We start from the raw sequence: 15,037 nt of genomic DNA, 5'->3' as shown, positions 1-15,037 counted from the left end.
GTTTATTTCTTCTTTTTATAAACCCCTTCAAACTGAATACTCCAAATTTTACCTTCGTCAATGGTCGATTCCCAAATCTGCTTTACATCGCCGTTTGGCAATAATATCCAGCTAATTCGATGAAGAGATTGATCTTCTCCCATGTTGGAGTCGGTACCGCTTGTCAATACCATTTTTCCATTTTCAAAATTTCCTTTTAATAATAGATTGTTTCCATTTTTATCAATCCAAATTTGCTGCCATTTATCAATTTTCTCATTGTAAAAACTATAGCTTGTACCTGTAAAACTTTCTTTTTCCGATACCCAGTTTTCCTGAAGCAGGTTGCCATTTTGCTGCAGACTAATGGTGTTGTGACCTACAAGTTCGTCATTGGTGAACACATCCCATTCTCCCACCCAAAAATCGAATAAACGATGCGTAGAAATAGTATTTTTTGTATTTGCATTTTGCGAAAAGGAGGTTAAATGCGAAAGAATAAAAATGAGAAAAACCAAGCGTTTCATGAGGCAATTTTTGAAAGTGAAACAAATAATAAAGTCAAAAATTTATTTGGAGTTTATTCTTCAAGATAAGTTAAACAGCGTTCCAGTCTGCTTTTTAGTTCTTGTGCAAAAGGTTGTAATGCTTCATTTTCAATTACATTAAAAGCAGTTGTTGGATCCATAATTGAAATATCAACATGACCATTATCTTGTTCAATAACAGTTACATTACAAGGCATCATTATACCGATTTGATCTTCTACCTGAAAAGCTTTGTAGGCAAAAGATGGGTTACAGGCACCTAGAATCCTGTATTTTTTGAAATTGACATCCAGTTTTTCTTTTAAAGTAGCTTTTACATCAATGTCAGTTAATATGCCGAACCCTTCGGTTTGAAGAGCTCTGGTCACACGGTCAATGGCATCGTCAAATTTAAAATGCGTACTTAAACGGATAAAATAGCTCATCGTTTTATTTGTTTAGGTATAAATTAATAGTACTATATTATTTTTAGGCAACAATCAAGTTATGAAAAAATGCGTGAACAGTAAAAAATAAAAACGACAACTAGATATTCTGGTCGTATTTTGTTTTGTTGTATTTTCTTCTTGGCGAGAGTTCACACGCTTTAATTAAAAACCATATTAAGAGCGAGAAAGCGAGAATCCTTAAATATCCCAATACCGGCTCATATTCTATGCCCAATGGACCCGGAACATAACGGGTAAGCATAATTATACTTAGAGGGATGAAAATAATCATCAATACAATAAGAAGTATCGCTGCTTCTTTATGAACTCTTCTGATTAAAAGACTAACACCACAAATAATCAGGACAAATCCTAAAATATTAATTATTTCGTAAGTTGAGTTGGAAATGGCTGCGAATATATGTTCAAAAAGATGCGGAACAAGTATGTGCATTGCCCCAACAGTAATGAAGCCGATTCCATAAGCAAAACGCAAACGATCATTTTTGGAAAATTTCATGAGGTATTTGCTGAATTGGGAGGTGACCCACACCAAAACATATGAAATGAATATAACAAGTAAAAAAAGCATCGGCTGAGTATTTATAATTACATGGTTTTCAGTTAATATACGAATTTGATATTTTGTCTGCAAGTGGCTGTTTATAAAACTCTATCGTGTTAAAGGCAAAAGACCACATTTATGAAATGCAGTCTTTTATACTTGTTTTCTAATTATTCGTCTTATTATTAGCTTTTCACTTTACTTGTAATTATCACAACACCATTTTTAGCTTTTTCACCATATTTTTCAATGGCATTCTCACCTTTCAGCACATTAATGCTTTCAATATCATCAGGGTTTATTTTATTTGCTTTTTTTGCTGATACCTTTTTCCCATCAACAATGTAAATAGGATTGCTGATTGATGCTCCCTTAATTTTTATAACAGGTTTGTTTTTTGAATCGGGTGATTTGCTGGCGATTTCAATAGCCCCGTTTTTAGCACTTTCTCCATATTTTTTTACAGCTTCTTTGTCTTTTAATACGTTAATGCTTTCAATATCATTGGGATGAACTCTTGTGGCTGCTTCTGAAGAAATTTTGTTTCCATCAAGAATATATAATGGAGGATTCTCAGTATTTCCAGAATTAAGCTTGACCGCAGAAGCGTTTTTTGGATCATTTGATTTACTGGTGATTAGAATTACACCATTTTTTGCTTCCTTGCCATACAATTTAATTGTCGAATCATCTTTTAGAACACTTATTGAAGCAATTTCGTTTGGTGAAATTTGATCCATTTGAGAACGAGTGATTTCTTTCCCATCTAAAATAATAAGCGGTTGTTCATCTGGATCACTGATTCTGGCGTGGTCTATAATTAAACCTCTTCTGGCTTTAGGTGATCTTCTTATAGTCTCTTCCAATTCTTTGCGATATTCATCAGAATTAACTCTCTTAATATCTTCCTGAATTCTCGTCTTACTTTCTTTAATTTGTTGATTCATTTTTTCCTGAAACTCAGGAGACTCAATTTTTTTTAGTTGTTGCTGAATATTTTCACGTTGTTCTTTCAATCTGTTCTCAAATTCTCCCGACTCGATTTTTGCCTTATGTTCCTGCAAAGATTCTTTAGCGTCTGTAAGCTGTTTTTTAAGTTGATCTTGAAACTCCTTCGAATTCATTCGTTCAACTGTTTCTTTAAGCTCTGATTTAAGTTGTTCTTTTTCCTTTCTATTTAGTTCGGAGTTTTCTTCAATTTCTTTCAAGCGATTTTCAAGTTCCTTTTTTTGTAATTCTTGTTCCCTGATGAAATTTCCATCGGATAATTCTTTTAATTGCCTGTCGATTTCAATTTGCTGTTGTTTCATTTCATTTTGGAATTCAACGGTATTAAAATCAAGATCTTTTAATCCTTCCTGAAGCTCTTTGCGCATTTGGTCAACATCAAGGTCAACTTTCATGTCCTTCATTTCTCTTTCTGCTGACTTCATTGCTTCCAACTGCTCTTTTATGATCTTATCGGCCTTCATTTTTACCCATCTGTCTGATTTTACAGAATCTTTTGGGAAACTAAATTCAGGAGCATCAAAAGAATTAAAAGGCATTTCTACAATTGGAGGTAGTGTAGGCATAGTTGTCATAACAGGCATCGGAGGCATTTCCGATAGTTCCATTTCTTCTACCTCAGTTACTTCTTCAGGCTCAATCTCAGTTGCAGCTATTTCCGTTTGTTTTTTTACCTCTTTTTTCTTTTTCTGATCGGATTTTGCATTGATTAGATCAAGCGGAAGTTCTTCATTCTGAATTGACTTATCAGATTGATTTGTAGTTTTGTCCAGAATGTTGATCTTCGAAAAAAATGCTTTTTGATAATCTGTATTCCCTGAAATTGCAAAATTCGAGATTAAGAACAAGCCGGCAAATAGAAGCGTAAATACACCGCTAAGCATAAATCGTTCTCTTCTTGGATTGGTTGAGGCTTTAGGTCTAAGAATACGTTTAATCCGATTCAATACTTTTCCCTTTTTACCGGAAAAACCTAAAACCAATTCATACTGTTTTTTTCTGATTGCTTCCATATTATTTAATGCTTTAATAAGAGTTAAGGATTCACCACAAACCTTAACCGCCAGATCGTCACAAATGTGCTCTCTTTCGGCATTTACCACAGAAGATAGCCACCAAACTACAGGATGATAAAAGAATATCAATTCAATAATTCCTTGAATGAATTGCAGCAGATAATCGTGTCTGCGAATATGTGCCAATTCATGTGCTATGATAATTTCCAATTGATTTTCGGGAATTCCACTTAGCATGGAAACCGGAATTAGAACAATTGGTTTAAAATACCCAATTACAGAAGGAATGTCGAGCAGACCCGACTCCTTAAATAAAATGTTTTGTTTGAGATTGTATTTTTTTACTAATCTATCAGCAATCGACTTATAGTTAGATCGCAAAGGATAGGTTAAGTGTTTTTTCAGTTTTAAGGTATGAATGTATTTTAAAATAAGATTAATAGAGAGAAAGAGCATTCCAATCATCCAGATTTGAACCAGATAGAGAAATGAGCTTTCCAATTGAATTTGGATTTGTGTCCACTGTTTGGTAAAGAATGATTCTTCTTGCGGAATGATGTCTGAAGTTCCCAGTAGAGCCGTGAAATCATCTAAAGTGGTACTGGTATTTGATGGTATGTACCGGCAGAATGTAATTGCTGATGCAACACAAATTAGTAGGAGTCCTAAGCCCGACAAAGCATATCGAATTCTTGCATTGTCTTTTGAGATAAATCGAAATATCAACCAAATAATACCTCCAATTACTGTAGTCTGCCATACGGAATGAATCAAAGTCCAGCCAATAGCATGACTCAATTCGTATAAATCGAAATTATTTATCAGTTCCATTTTGATCCGGATTTTCGATGTTATCAATTAATTTTTTTATCTCATTTAATTCCTTCGTTGAGCATTTTTGATTGCCCAAAGCCTGCAGAACCATTCCAGAAGTAGATCCACCAAAAAGAGTGGATATAAACTTATCGATTAACTGATTTTTAGTTTCTCTTTCTTCTACAACGGCCTTGTAAATGTGGGTTCTTGAATTCACATCGCGTTCGAGTATCCCTTTCTCAGTCATTATTTGCATAACCTTAAGTGTTGTAGTGTAACCTACATTTCTTTCCGATTTTAATTTGTCATTTACAAACCGGACATTCGATGGCCCATAGGTCCATAGTACTTGTAAAATTTCTAATTCTGCTTCGGTTGGCTTAATCTTCTGTGGCATATTATTGTGGTGATTTCCGTTATACGATTAATTTCGTAGATAAAGATATACGAAACTTGTCGTATTACAAAATTTTAATACGATATTTTTCGTAGTTCAGCAATTTAGAACCTGTAACAGCAATGAAAAATGATTATAAATACTTAATCAGAATGCTATATCTCTTTACTTACCGCTTTTTTTTTCGTAAATTGAGTAGTACTCCTTATTGTTCTCAAATATGTGGGGTGGAAGTAAGAACCGGAAATCAAAACCCAATTGGCATTGCCAATTAAAGGTTATAAAGACCTTTCTGCAGAGTGTACATTTTTAACCGTTAGATCCAAAGATTATGCCTATTCGTAAATTAAAAGAGTTTTTAGATGAGCGACATATTAAATATGTAACAATTCGGCATTCATCAGCCTACACCGCCCAGCAAATTGCAGCATCGGCCCATATTCCGGGTAAAATGCTTGCAAAAACAGTAATGATTAAGGTAGATGGAAGGATGTGTATGGCTGTACTGCCAGCATCTTATTTGATTGACTTTGATTTATTAAAACAAATGCTGGGGTGTAAAAAAGTAGAGCTGGCGCATGAGCAAGATTTTAAAAATATATTTCCACAATGTGAAGTGGGAGCTATGCCTCCATTTGGTAATTTATACAATTTGGAGGTTTATGTGGCTGAAAGTTTAGTTGAAGACGATGATATCGTGTTTAATGCAGGAACTCATACAGAGCTTCTTATGCTTTCATATGAAGATTTTCATAATTTAGTTGAACCTGTTACCTTAAAGTTTACACATAAGAGTTATGCGTAATTAAGTAAAATTAAACGCCCATGAGTAAATTATCATCAGTATACAAACAAGCATGATTAGTTCCATGTGGCAATAAAAAACAAATCTAGACACATGAAACAAATAATTGATTCTTTTTCTGTTCTTACTTCATTTTTAATTTAAGATAGTTCTCTTGTATTCCTTCACACAACCAACTGGCTAAGGCTTGTCGGTTTTCTGCTTTTATAAATCGCATTTGATCGTTGCGGTTATTAATATTGCCTAATTCAATAAATACCGAAGGCGGAGTTGTTGTTTGCAGCATGTATAATCTTCTTGTGCCAACGGTTCCTTCATAACCCCGGTTAGGTTGAAATTCGTCATACTTATCTTTCATTTTTTGCTGTAAAGTAAGGGCTAAATCTTTTCCTTTACTGCTTACTGCATGATGATAAAAATACACGTCAGTACTGTTGCCTTTACTTCTTGAGTCAAGATGGAGGATAATTAATCGTTGGTAAGCCGATTTATTTTCATTTCGCGCTAATAAATTGATGGCTGCGGCTCTTTGTTTTAATCGTGGAGTATGTTTTCGGGGTATTGTCTGCGAAGGGTAGCAAAGTTCATCTTTATCGGGTTTTAGGTAAGCTGCATCTCTAATACCATCATCAGGGTCTTGAATGATGAAATGCACTTTGGCACCATGCGACAGAATTCTTCACCCATTCTTAGTACAATATCATATGCATATTCGTCTTCTGTAATTTTGTGGCCCGAAATTGAGCCTACTGCTCCCGGATCAGGACCTCCATGTCCGGCCACTAAGTAAAGAACAGCTCCGCTCAATGAATTATCAACCTGTTTTATATTTTCATGATCTTCGCCTAATAGGGAAGCTAAATGCGTTGAATAAAGAAGTGGCAGCTTATATTTTTCACCGGCAATTAAATCACCATTTTTGGTAAACCGTCCTTGATTCAAATCCTTAAATTTTTCTAAATCGTTAATGGGAGATATGTGGTTTCGCAGCAGAAAAGAGTTGAAACCTTCACCATTTTTCGCGGTACTCCATTCGTAGTTTTCCTGAGCGAATGAAGAAGCAATACTTAAAAGAAAAACAGTAAAAAGGATAAGGATATAACGAATCATTTTTAGGGGTATTTTTGTGAAAAAATAAAAATACAAGTTTTTCAGTAAATCTTGTTCTTAAAATAATTATTTGTCACCAATTACAGCTTAATGGATTTATTGAATAGTAATTGTTTTTGAATCAATAGCATAAGAGGTGAAGATTCCATAGCCGCAACTAACATTGGAATGAAGATTTACCTTCTTGTAAAAAGGTGAGTCATCACGATTGTAATAAGCGGTTAATGATCGTTCATACTTGAAGTAATCGGATGTAATGTGGTACAATTCCAATTTATATTCCTGATTTACTTCCGAATCATTAAATAATTCATTGAAAGCGTATATTGAAATGCTGTTGGTCTCTCCGTCAATATTTTCATCGGAGAATGTGTGGCTTCCACGAAGCATATTTTGCTGTATTCCAATTGAATTCCCGGATAGATTGCCATTGAAAATAATGTTATCGCTATAGAAATCTATATCTGAGAAAGAAGTTCCATTGTATGCTTTCAACAAAATCATGTAGTAATTTTCCTGCAATGCTTCATCATCAAATTGAAAGGTAAATTCCAGTTTGTTTTCTTCCTTAATCTGATAGGAAAGATTTGTTATTGCAGCTTTTTGTAATGTTTTGGTTTCAGATTCAGCCGTTCCTAAATCAGGGTACGAAACTTCAATTTGGTAGGAATTACCAGCTTTTACTGTATATGAGTTTAGGGAGTACCATCCATCGTTTTCATGTATCATTTTCCCTAACAGCTGATTGTTTTCTTTTATGATGATGTTGGCATCGGGTAAAAAAGTGTTGTTGGACTGCTCCTGAAAAACTGAACTTTTACTTACATGAACGCGGAGTAAACTATCCACCCCAAGCAGCGAATTGATAACCAATTTCGGTTCTTCATCGGGAATGGGAACCTGCAGCTCTTCCTCGCAGGAAAAATGAAAAAACAGCAGGCAAATATTGAGAAAAAGTAATTGATATTTCATAATAACTCTTCTTAAAATTTATAGGAATAACTTACACTTGGAAGAAATGCGAACAGACTAATTTGCTTCAAGCTGTAACTGGTGGTGCCAAATTCGTTTTTTGTTTCACTTATGGAAACGTAGTTGGCATTTTTCCTGTTGTACACGTTATTAATACTGATATTCCATGTTCTTATTCCATGTTTCTTGAATTTTCTAAAATTGATTGAGAAATCCATTCTATGATAATCCGGTAATCTAAACCCATTTCTGTGTGAAAAAATAGGCGTTGAGGAAATTTTTCCGGGATAATAGGGTGAAACCGAACTTATATTTGTTGAAGAAAGTGTCGCAGGCAAACCGCTTCCATAAACCCAGGCAACGGAAAAATCGACTTTCTTGCTTAATTTTTGATTTAGCAAGACTGAGAAATCGTGACGGCGGTCGTAAGGAGAAGCAAATGTTTTGCCACTATTTATTTCCGGATATTTCACAAAAGATTTGGAAAATGTGTACGCCATATTTCCTGTAGTTTTACCATTGGTTTTGCTCAGATTAAGCTCTAAACCATTGCTCCACGATTTTCCAGCTTCTACTATATTTTCCCAGTCGGCACTCACATTCTGAAAAAAATATGCATCGCTGAATTCCAAAACATTACGGGATAATTTGTGGTAATATTCAGCGGTTAACTTTATTGATTTAGAGAAAGAATAATTGGTTCCTCCGGTATATTGAAAGGAATCGATAGGTTTAATTTTACTTGTTACAGGCAGCCATAGATCGGTTGGCAGACTAAGTGAACTGGTTGTAACCAGATGGAGGTATTGAGTCATCTGCGAAAAGCTTCCTGTTACAGTCCATTTGGGATGCAGATAATATTGAGCACTAAACCTCGGTTCTATGGTAGAGTAGTAGGTTCCTTCTACAATAAAGCTACTCCATCGTGATCCCATATTTACAAGGAATTTTTTTCCGAACTGAATTTGACATTCACCAAACAGGATTAATTCTTTTGAACTGATAATTTGATCGTTGTATGTGTTTTGTTCGTTTTGATTGCTGTTTCGGTACAGTTCGCTGCCAGGTTTGGTGTGATGCAGTGAGCTTTCCATTCCAAATTTCAGATAATGTTTCGAGTCGGGAATCCAATCGAATTCCGATTTAAGTGTGAAATCACGAATGCCTGATCTAAATTGATAATTGTAGTTTTCTTTAAAACTTTCGCCTTCATTTTGCACGGATTTCTTATCCTTGACTAAAAAGGTATATCTGCTTAGTATCAAAGAAGTATTTCCGAAAAGGTGGTTGCTGTATATATGGTTCCAGCGAAGAGAATTTGTAAAATTACCCCATCCAACTTTATTTTCGGTTTTCTCTTTTGATGTGGTTGTTGCCTGTTCCGTATTTTTTAAATTAATTAAATCGCCGCCCCAATAGGTACTGAAGAAAATCTTATCGCGTTGAGAGAATTTATGTGTGAGCTTAAAATTTAAATCGCCATAATAGTAGCCGCCGGTCACATCGCTGTCTGCTAGTGCTAAAATGCCTTTTAGCAGTAAATCGAGATAGGATCGCCGAACCGAAAGGTTGAATGTTGTTTTGTCCTTTTTAATTGGACCATGAAGGTTAAATTTGGCCGTTAAAAGTCCAATACTAAAATCGCCGCCCAGTTTTTTCGAATTCCCGTCTTTCATGCGAATATCGAGAACGGAAGAAACACGACCGCCGTAATGTGCGGGGAAACCTCCTTTTATCAGTTTTACATGGTTTATGGCATCAGGATTGAAAACGGAAAATAAGCCGAACAAATGAGAGGAATAGTAAACAGGAACATCATCGAGAAGAATTAAATTCTGAGCAGGCGAACCGTTTCGTACGATAAATCCGCCAAGGCCTTCATTTGCGGACTGAACACCAGGAAATTGGATTAGATTCTGAAACAGATCATTTTCGCCTAAAATTCCTGAATTACAGAATTTGTCGGAAGTTATCGTATTACTGCTTACAAATTGATGATTGATGTTATTGCCTTTTTTATCAGCAACGACTTTAATTTCATTAAGAATGGTTTTGGGCTCTAAGGCTATGTTAATACTGGTGTCTTGTTTGGGGAATATGCTGATGACAGCATCCTGATAGCCAACATAGGAGATTTGTAGTTTGTAGACTTTTTGATTGAGTGAAAAGCTATAAAAGCCAAAGTTGTTGCTAATTGTACCTGTGTAATTTTCTACATTAACTACACTTGCGTTGATAAGAGATTCGCCTGTTTCGGAATCGGTTATGAATCCGCTGATGCTGTATTTTCGTTCTGATGGAGGAATGCCAATTAAAAAGATTTTATTCTCGCGGGTGATAATTTTAAATGCTTTTGCATCAATAATTTCGTTCAGGAAATATTTAAGGCTTCCTGTTAAGGCGGGAAGTTCAATGTATTGATTTGTATTTAGTTCGCTGGTATAACTAAATTCAGCACCGGTTTGTTTACTTATTTCGTTCAATAATTCATGTAGAGGATAGGCAACGTTTGGAAACTCTAATTGTTTAGACATTAAATGCTCCTGACCGAATACTGATGAGGAGAAAAGAAGGCAAGAAAATAGAATTAATAATTTTCTCATGAAGAGTGTTGGTTCAAAATGAATATTTGTCAAATTTACAATATGTTATCATAAACGACAAAGGGAAGCCCGAAGGCTTCCTTTTAAATTTCTGTATTGCTCTAATTTAGAGAGCTGCGTAAATTTATTGTTGAAAATTAATTTACTTTCTTAAAAATATATCTGGTAATATAAATTCCTTTTCCATCTCCTTTACCGCTGTCACTCTCAACACCACTGGTTACAAAAGCAAGTTCCCAACCTTCAGCACTAAGCTTGTTTATTTTCGATGATGTTAATGCATCGTTTGAAGCAATGTTTTGGAAATTGATACCGGCTATACTATAAAAGTTCAATAATTTTGTTTCAGCAAATTTAGACACTTTTGCATCAGAACGTTTTACATCACCTTGATCACTTTTTTTACCATCGGTTCTTTCTGTTGTAAACGCTTCTGCATCAATAGCGTCTTTCTCTTCAATTAACCGGGAACGTCCAATTCCCATAGGAACAATTGATTCTACCGATGTAATAACTTTGTATTGCACTGTCTGAGCATGTGATTCGAATCCAAATCCTAATGCGATAATCGCAATAAATAAAAACTTCTTCATTTTTCTATTTTAATAATTATTAATATGCTAATTTATATTTTTTATCGAATTATTCATAAAGACAAATTCGTTTTCTGATATAATTTTTTTTTTGATTCTCCTTTTTGAATTCAGGCTCTAGAAAGCAATTCCCAAGGTAAGTCCGGCTCTTAACGTAAAGCCATCCCAGTTGCCGGTATCAAAGTCTTCTTCGGTGCCTGATTTTGCATCAACATCAGCGCTTGTGTAACCCGGTCCAAAAAACCATTCGAAGCTTACTCTTTTCTTAAAAATATACTGCTGACCAATAATTAAACCGGCACCCAATCCGTTTAAGGTGGCTTCATCATTTACTTCATTCTCCAAATTGTAATGAAGATAACGAGCGTAAGGCGCTACGAAAAATCCTTTTGGTGCCGGCGAATCTGAAAGATAAAAGCGGTATTCAGGAGTAATTCCCCAACCTCTTATTTTGGTGTCGTCCCAGGTATTGCCGGTGTACAAAAGTCCCAATTGAATACTGCTGTTGTCGTTCAGTTTGTGTTCTATAAAAAATGATCCTGTGCGCACCAACGGACTTAATAAATTGGCTTTAATTACTGTATTTTGTGCTTTTGATATACTTATGCCTGCAAGCATGATAAAAGCGAATAAAACGATTCTGTTTCTCATTGGTTTAAATTTTAGAATTAGTTTTTATCATCAGTAATGGAGAGATGATTTCCCTTTTTCGTAATATGAACTTTTAAAACAAGTTCCAATTCGTCAATTACTTTGTTGATAGGCGCATTCGAAAAAGAATTGGTGTAGGTGAGTGTATCTAATTTAGCACTCCTGTTTGTGATTTTTACACCGTAATAATTCTCAAGATCACTGAAAACTTTCGCAATTGGCGTGTCCTTGAATGTAAGAACATTGGTTTTCCATGAATTGAAATTTAATTCTTCGTTCTTCGATTCGCTTACCTTACGTTTTTGAATGATTCCTTTTTCTCCTTTGGTTAGATAAACTATTTCCTGCGTTTTCTGATTTTTCAGACTTACTTTTCCAGAATTCACACTTACAATAGTTGTTCCATCCATTTCATTTTTAACATTGAAGCTGGTACCAAGCACTTCAATAATTGCATTTCCGGATTTGATTATAAATGGTTTGGTTGGATCGGGCTTCACTTGAAAGTAGGCTTCTCCTTCCATCTCTACATTTCTTACTTTTGAATTGAAATATTTTGGATAAACGATTTTACTTTCCTTATTTAAAAACACTTCGGTTCCGTCAGCCAATACAATTTGATTTTTTGTCTGCAGACTTTTGTATTCTGCGTATTTACCAAAGCCTGGTGTTGTCTGATACAGGTAAACCAAACTAAGTGAGAGCAAAACAAGAACAGTGGCTGCATATTGCATAAACAGATTTACCTTTTTCAGTTGAACTGTTTTTCCTGATTTTGCTTTTATAATTTTCCAATCAGCAGCTTCATCAATTTTTTGGAACACTTCAATTCCTTTACTCGATTTCCAGATTTTCTGCATTTTAAGAAAGGTATCTTTGTTTGCAGAATCAGCTTGTATCCACTTTTGGAATTCCTGCTTGTCCTGATCAGAAGAAGTTTCCTCTAAAATGGCCTTTAAAAGCTGCTCGTCGATATGTTGATTGTTTTGTTTCATTTTGCTGTTTCTAATGGTATGACAAATAAGAATGACCGCACACGTACTTGAATTCAAAAAAAAATTATTTCAATGCGTTCAATAGGTAAACAATAAGCAGTGATGCCAGCATGGGGCCAATTGTTATCCGTAAGCTTTTTAGAGCTTTCGAGATTTGCGTTTCGACTGTGCGTTTCGAAATTCCTAACTGATCAGCAATCTCCTGATTGGTGAAACCCTCTATTCGGTTCAGTTTAAAAATTCGCTGACATTGCTCAGGCAATTCATCAATTGCTTTAAAGAGGGCGTATTCTAATTCTGTCTGTTCTAATATTTTATCAGCTTCCAAGCTAAAACCAGAATTTAAATATTTGATGTTCTCATGATGAGTGGCATGGTTTTTTCTTTGTTTGATGGTATTTAGGCAGGCATTTCGGACCGAAGTAAACAAATGTGCCTTGGCTGAAGTGTGAATTTTTACAGATTCCCGATTATCGAACAGATGAACAAAAACATCCTGAACAATTTCCCTTGAATCATCTAAATCGGACAGGAATTTATTGGCATAAGCCGTTAAAACAGAATAATGTTCTTTAAAAAGTTGTTCTATTCTTGTTTCCGTCAGGTTTTCGAACTGTTGGGTTTTTAGCGCGTGTTCCATTTTTACTACTAGACTGATTTGTGCATGCAATACTTTTTTTAGAAGGGGAATTTAACCTCTTTCTAAACAATAGACAATTAAATAGGGGTGGACACGTATCATAAAATGAAAAAAGTTTGTTTTACTTTGAATAGACATGGTGCTTTCGCTTTTGTTTTTTACTGAAAGCCTCACTGATAGTGGGGACTTCAGTTTTTAATAAATTAGAGAGGTTTCCCCAACATGAAATAGGAACTTGTTAGGAGCGAAGGCTTTATTTTTATTTCAGAATGTCCTTCGTCCGCGAGAGAAGCCTGTTTTTTCCTTCTTAAACTCCTTCTGCATCAATGCGAAGGCTATTTTTCCTACGTAAAACTCCTTTCGCTTTAATGCGAAGGTCTTTTTCTCATCAAAACACTTGTTTCACATCAATGTTAAGGTATTATTCTTATCATTAACCTTGTTTGCATTACTGCGAAGGTATTAGCACGCAGCTTAGAGCACCATCCGCAAGAAGCGGAAGGACTTTGGATATCAAAATGTTCTCTTCGCTTTAGTGTGAAGTAGATTCCATGTGCAATTTGGAACAATAAAAGGAAGTGAACTGGAAGTAATTCTTTGCTCGGATATATTCTGCTGTGAGCGAGATATAAAAACACCGAAACTGGAGGGCTTCGGTGCTGGTTTTGTGCTTGTATTTAATCAATAAAAATGGCTTTGCAATTGTGCAAAGCCATTTTGTTTATTTTTTTGATTCGATCTAGCTTAAATACAAGGCAATGGAAACACCAATAAAGGTACCGATGATGTAACCCAAAATACCAACCAGAATTCCGGGTGTCACCAGCTTCTTTTGTCCCATAGATGCTGCCATTGGAGCAGCAACTGATGGCCCCATAATGTTTGCCGCCGATGAAATTACCACCTCGTAAACATCCAGTTTGAATAGTTTGGCCACGGCGAGCATAAACAGGAAATGGAAGAGCATAATGGTTAGGTAAAATCCCAATACAGCAGGGCCAATGCTAAATATTTGTGTCATGTTGGTGGCAGCACCAATTACCGCCAAAAAGATGTACATCATCCACAAACCAAGCGAAAAGGCTGTGTCTTCCAATGGTTTTAGTCTCTTTGGGAACAGGTTAGCGGCAAGCACTGCTAAAACTGTAATCACCAATATGCTAAGGTTTAATTTGGTATGCATTAAGTCTTGAAGATAGGGAGACAGAAGGTTTCCCAATCCGGCAATTAAGGCTGCAATAAATACCGAAACGGCTACCCGCTCCAAACTCATTGGGAATTGTGCTTTGTCGGATGATGTGGCAGATTCCTCTTCGTTTTCTTTCTTTGGTTTTACAAAAAAGCGGGATAAGAACAGGAGAGAAGGAGTAAGGAACAGAAATAGTGTATATAAATTCGATACAAAATTATCAACAGCTATGGTTGCCGTAAATAATGGATTGGTGCTGAAATTTAAGATTTCGGCAGCAGCAATAAAATTTACACTTCCTCCAATAAGTGTGGCGGCAATTACACCAGCTGTGTTTCCTGAATCTGCACCTAAATCAATCAGCCAAAATGCAATAAAGCATCCCAGTACAATTCCAATGGCACCTAAAATATAGGCCACCAATAACTTTCCGCTCTCTTTCACAATTTTAAGGATGTTGGAACTGAACAGCAGCATGGGAATAGAAATGGGGATAAAATAGGAGAATACCATATCGTATACATCTACTTTAATGGTTGGGTTGGATGCTACCGGTACCACGCCAGCCATTGCAAGCAACGACATGGATATCATGGTAACTAAAATTCCGGATAGTTTGCCAAACCATTTTTTGTGTTCGGAATAGAGACCAAAAGCCGCAGCTCCGGCTATCACGAAAAACAAGGTTAAATTGCTTTCGGGAGATATTAGTGATTGCATAG

General features: G+C 35.6%; 15 protein-coding genes. 1 reads left to right on the top strand and 14 read right to left on the bottom strand.

Going from position 1 to position 15,037, the window contains the following annotated elements; all coding sequences use genetic code 11:
* Nucleotides 1-2 precede the first annotated feature (2 nt).
* The 5 genes from ACHZAX_RS12080 to ACHZAX_RS12060 form a co-directional block, all read right to left on the bottom strand.
* A complete protein-coding gene (locus ACHZAX_RS12080; protein ID WP_101307986.1) occupies nucleotides 3-506 on the bottom strand; it encodes a hypothetical protein in 504 nt (167 codons plus the stop codon).
* Between the two features lie 53 nt (nucleotides 507-559).
* Nucleotides 560-952: a DUF302 domain-containing protein gene (locus tag ACHZAX_RS12075; RefSeq protein ID WP_320019294.1), complete on the bottom strand. Its 393-nt coding sequence runs from the start codon at nucleotides 950-952 to the stop codon at nucleotides 560-562.
* Nucleotides 953-1,052: 100 nt separating this feature from the next.
* Nucleotides 1,053-1,475 (bottom strand): hypothetical protein, encoded by a 423-nt coding sequence (locus ACHZAX_RS12070; protein WP_101307984.1) that lies wholly within the window; start codon nucleotides 1,473-1,475, stop codon nucleotides 1,053-1,055.
* A gap of 230 nt (nucleotides 1,476-1,705) precedes the next feature.
* Nucleotides 1,706-4,375, bottom strand: a complete 2,670-nt coding sequence (locus tag ACHZAX_RS12065) for a M56 family metallopeptidase (protein WP_320019293.1) — start codon at nucleotides 4,373-4,375, stop codon at nucleotides 1,706-1,708.
* The gene (locus tag ACHZAX_RS12060; protein ID WP_101307982.1) at nucleotides 4,359-4,757 is read right to left on the bottom strand and encodes a BlaI/MecI/CopY family transcriptional regulator; all 399 of its coding nucleotides are present in this window, start codon (nucleotides 4,755-4,757) and stop codon (nucleotides 4,359-4,361) included. Before ACHZAX_RS12060 ends, ACHZAX_RS12065 begins: the two co-directional genes overlap by 17 nt.
* A 331-nt stretch (nucleotides 4,758-5,088) precedes the next feature.
* Here ACHZAX_RS12060 and ACHZAX_RS12055 point away from each other — a divergent pair, with 331 nt between their 5' ends.
* A complete protein-coding gene (locus ACHZAX_RS12055) occupies nucleotides 5,089-5,562 on the top strand; it encodes an aminoacyl-tRNA deacylase (protein ID WP_101307981.1) in 474 nt (157 codons plus the stop codon).
* A gap of 124 nt (nucleotides 5,563-5,686) precedes the next feature.
* Here the strand turns inward: ACHZAX_RS12055 and ACHZAX_RS12050 are convergent, their stop codons facing one another.
* The 9 genes from ACHZAX_RS12050 to ACHZAX_RS12010 form a co-directional block, all read right to left on the bottom strand.
* Nucleotides 5,687-6,217, bottom strand: coding sequence for an N-acetylmuramoyl-L-alanine amidase family protein (locus ACHZAX_RS12050; protein ID WP_320019292.1), 531 nt, complete (start codon nucleotides 6,215-6,217; stop codon nucleotides 5,687-5,689).
* On the bottom strand, nucleotides 6,163-6,672 hold the full coding sequence (locus ACHZAX_RS12045) for a hypothetical protein (protein ID WP_320019291.1): 510 nt from the start codon (nucleotides 6,670-6,672) through the stop codon (nucleotides 6,163-6,165). The genes ACHZAX_RS12050 and ACHZAX_RS12045 overlap by 55 nt, the downstream gene beginning before the upstream one ends.
* Nucleotides 6,673-6,768: 96 nt before the next feature.
* On the bottom strand, nucleotides 6,769-7,644 hold the full coding sequence (locus tag ACHZAX_RS12040) for a DUF4249 domain-containing protein (RefSeq protein WP_320019290.1): 876 nt from the start codon (nucleotides 7,642-7,644) through the stop codon (nucleotides 6,769-6,771).
* Nucleotides 7,645-7,655: 11 nt separating this feature from the next.
* The gene (locus ACHZAX_RS12035) at nucleotides 7,656-10,247 is read right to left on the bottom strand and encodes a TonB-dependent receptor (protein ID WP_320019289.1); all 2,592 of its coding nucleotides are present in this window, start codon (nucleotides 10,245-10,247) and stop codon (nucleotides 7,656-7,658) included.
* A 137-nt stretch (nucleotides 10,248-10,384) separates the two neighbouring features.
* Nucleotides 10,385-10,840, bottom strand: a complete 456-nt coding sequence (locus ACHZAX_RS12030) for a hypothetical protein (protein WP_320019288.1) — start codon at nucleotides 10,838-10,840, stop codon at nucleotides 10,385-10,387.
* Between the two features lie 117 nt (nucleotides 10,841-10,957).
* Nucleotides 10,958-11,491: a DUF3575 domain-containing protein gene (locus tag ACHZAX_RS12025; protein WP_101307976.1), complete on the bottom strand. Its 534-nt coding sequence runs from the start codon at nucleotides 11,489-11,491 to the stop codon at nucleotides 10,958-10,960.
* A 17-nt stretch (nucleotides 11,492-11,508) separates the two neighbouring features.
* Nucleotides 11,509-12,486, bottom strand: a complete 978-nt coding sequence (locus ACHZAX_RS12020; protein WP_101307975.1) for a FecR family protein — start codon at nucleotides 12,484-12,486, stop codon at nucleotides 11,509-11,511.
* A 64-nt stretch (nucleotides 12,487-12,550) separates the two neighbouring features.
* Nucleotides 12,551-13,126 (bottom strand): RNA polymerase sigma-70 factor, encoded by a 576-nt coding sequence (locus tag ACHZAX_RS12015; protein WP_320019287.1) that lies wholly within the window; start codon nucleotides 13,124-13,126, stop codon nucleotides 12,551-12,553.
* Between the two features lie 739 nt (nucleotides 13,127-13,865).
* Nucleotides 13,866-15,035 (bottom strand): DUF819 family protein, encoded by a 1,170-nt coding sequence (locus ACHZAX_RS12010; RefSeq protein WP_320019286.1) that lies wholly within the window; start codon nucleotides 15,033-15,035, stop codon nucleotides 13,866-13,868.
* Nucleotides 15,036-15,037: the final 2 nt, after the last annotated feature.

Origin of the sequence: Labilibaculum manganireducens (assembly GCF_963665805.2) — a bacterium.
GTDB classification, from domain to species: Bacteria; Bacteroidota; Bacteroidia; order Bacteroidales; family Marinifilaceae; genus Labilibaculum; species Labilibaculum manganireducens.
The sequence above is the reverse complement of the archived record's forward strand: the minus strand, read 5'-3'. Positions and strand labels throughout refer to the sequence as shown.

What these genes read in the sequence shown, in the direction of transcription:
- ACHZAX_RS12080 (WP_101307986.1), bottom strand. Translation starts at nt 506, where the DNA reads ATGAAACGCTTGGTTTTTCTCATTTTTATTCTTTCGCATTTAACCTCC.
- ACHZAX_RS12075 (WP_320019294.1), bottom strand. Translation starts at nt 952, where the DNA reads ATGAGCTATTTTATCCGTTTAAGTACGCATTTTAAATTTGACGATGCC.
- ACHZAX_RS12070 (WP_101307984.1), bottom strand. Translation starts at nt 1,475, where the DNA reads ATGAAATTTTCCAAAAATGATCGTTTGCGTTTTGCTTATGGAATCGGC.
- ACHZAX_RS12065 (WP_320019293.1), bottom strand. Translation starts at nt 4,375, where the DNA reads ATGGAACTGATAAATAATTTCGATTTATACGAATTGAGTCATGCTATT.
- ACHZAX_RS12060 (WP_101307982.1), bottom strand. Translation starts at nt 4,757, where the DNA reads ATGCCACAGAAGATTAAGCCAACCGAAGCAGAATTAGAAATTTTACAA.
- ACHZAX_RS12055 (WP_101307981.1), top strand. Translation starts at nt 5,089, where the DNA reads ATGCCTATTCGTAAATTAAAAGAGTTTTTAGATGAGCGACATATTAAA.
- ACHZAX_RS12045 (WP_320019291.1), bottom strand. Translation starts at nt 6,672, where the DNA reads ATGATTCGTTATATCCTTATCCTTTTTACTGTTTTTCTTTTAAGTATT.
- ACHZAX_RS12040 (WP_320019290.1), bottom strand. Translation starts at nt 7,644, where the DNA reads ATGAAATATCAATTACTTTTTCTCAATATTTGCCTGCTGTTTTTTCAT.
- ACHZAX_RS12035 (WP_320019289.1), bottom strand. Translation starts at nt 10,247, where the DNA reads ATGAGAAAATTATTAATTCTATTTTCTTGCCTTCTTTTCTCCTCATCA.
- ACHZAX_RS12030 (WP_320019288.1), bottom strand. Translation starts at nt 10,840, where the DNA reads ATGAAGAAGTTTTTATTTATTGCGATTATCGCATTAGGATTTGGATTC.
- ACHZAX_RS12025 (WP_101307976.1), bottom strand. Translation starts at nt 11,491, where the DNA reads ATGAGAAACAGAATCGTTTTATTCGCTTTTATCATGCTTGCAGGCATA.
- ACHZAX_RS12020 (WP_101307975.1), bottom strand. Translation starts at nt 12,486, where the DNA reads ATGAAACAAAACAATCAACATATCGACGAGCAGCTTTTAAAGGCCATT.
- ACHZAX_RS12015 (WP_320019287.1), bottom strand. Translation starts at nt 13,126, where the DNA reads ATGGAACACGCGCTAAAAACCCAACAGTTCGAAAACCTGACGGAAACA.
- ACHZAX_RS12010 (WP_320019286.1), bottom strand. Translation starts at nt 15,035, where the DNA reads ATGCAATCACTAATATCTCCCGAAAGCAATTTAACCTTGTTTTTCGTG.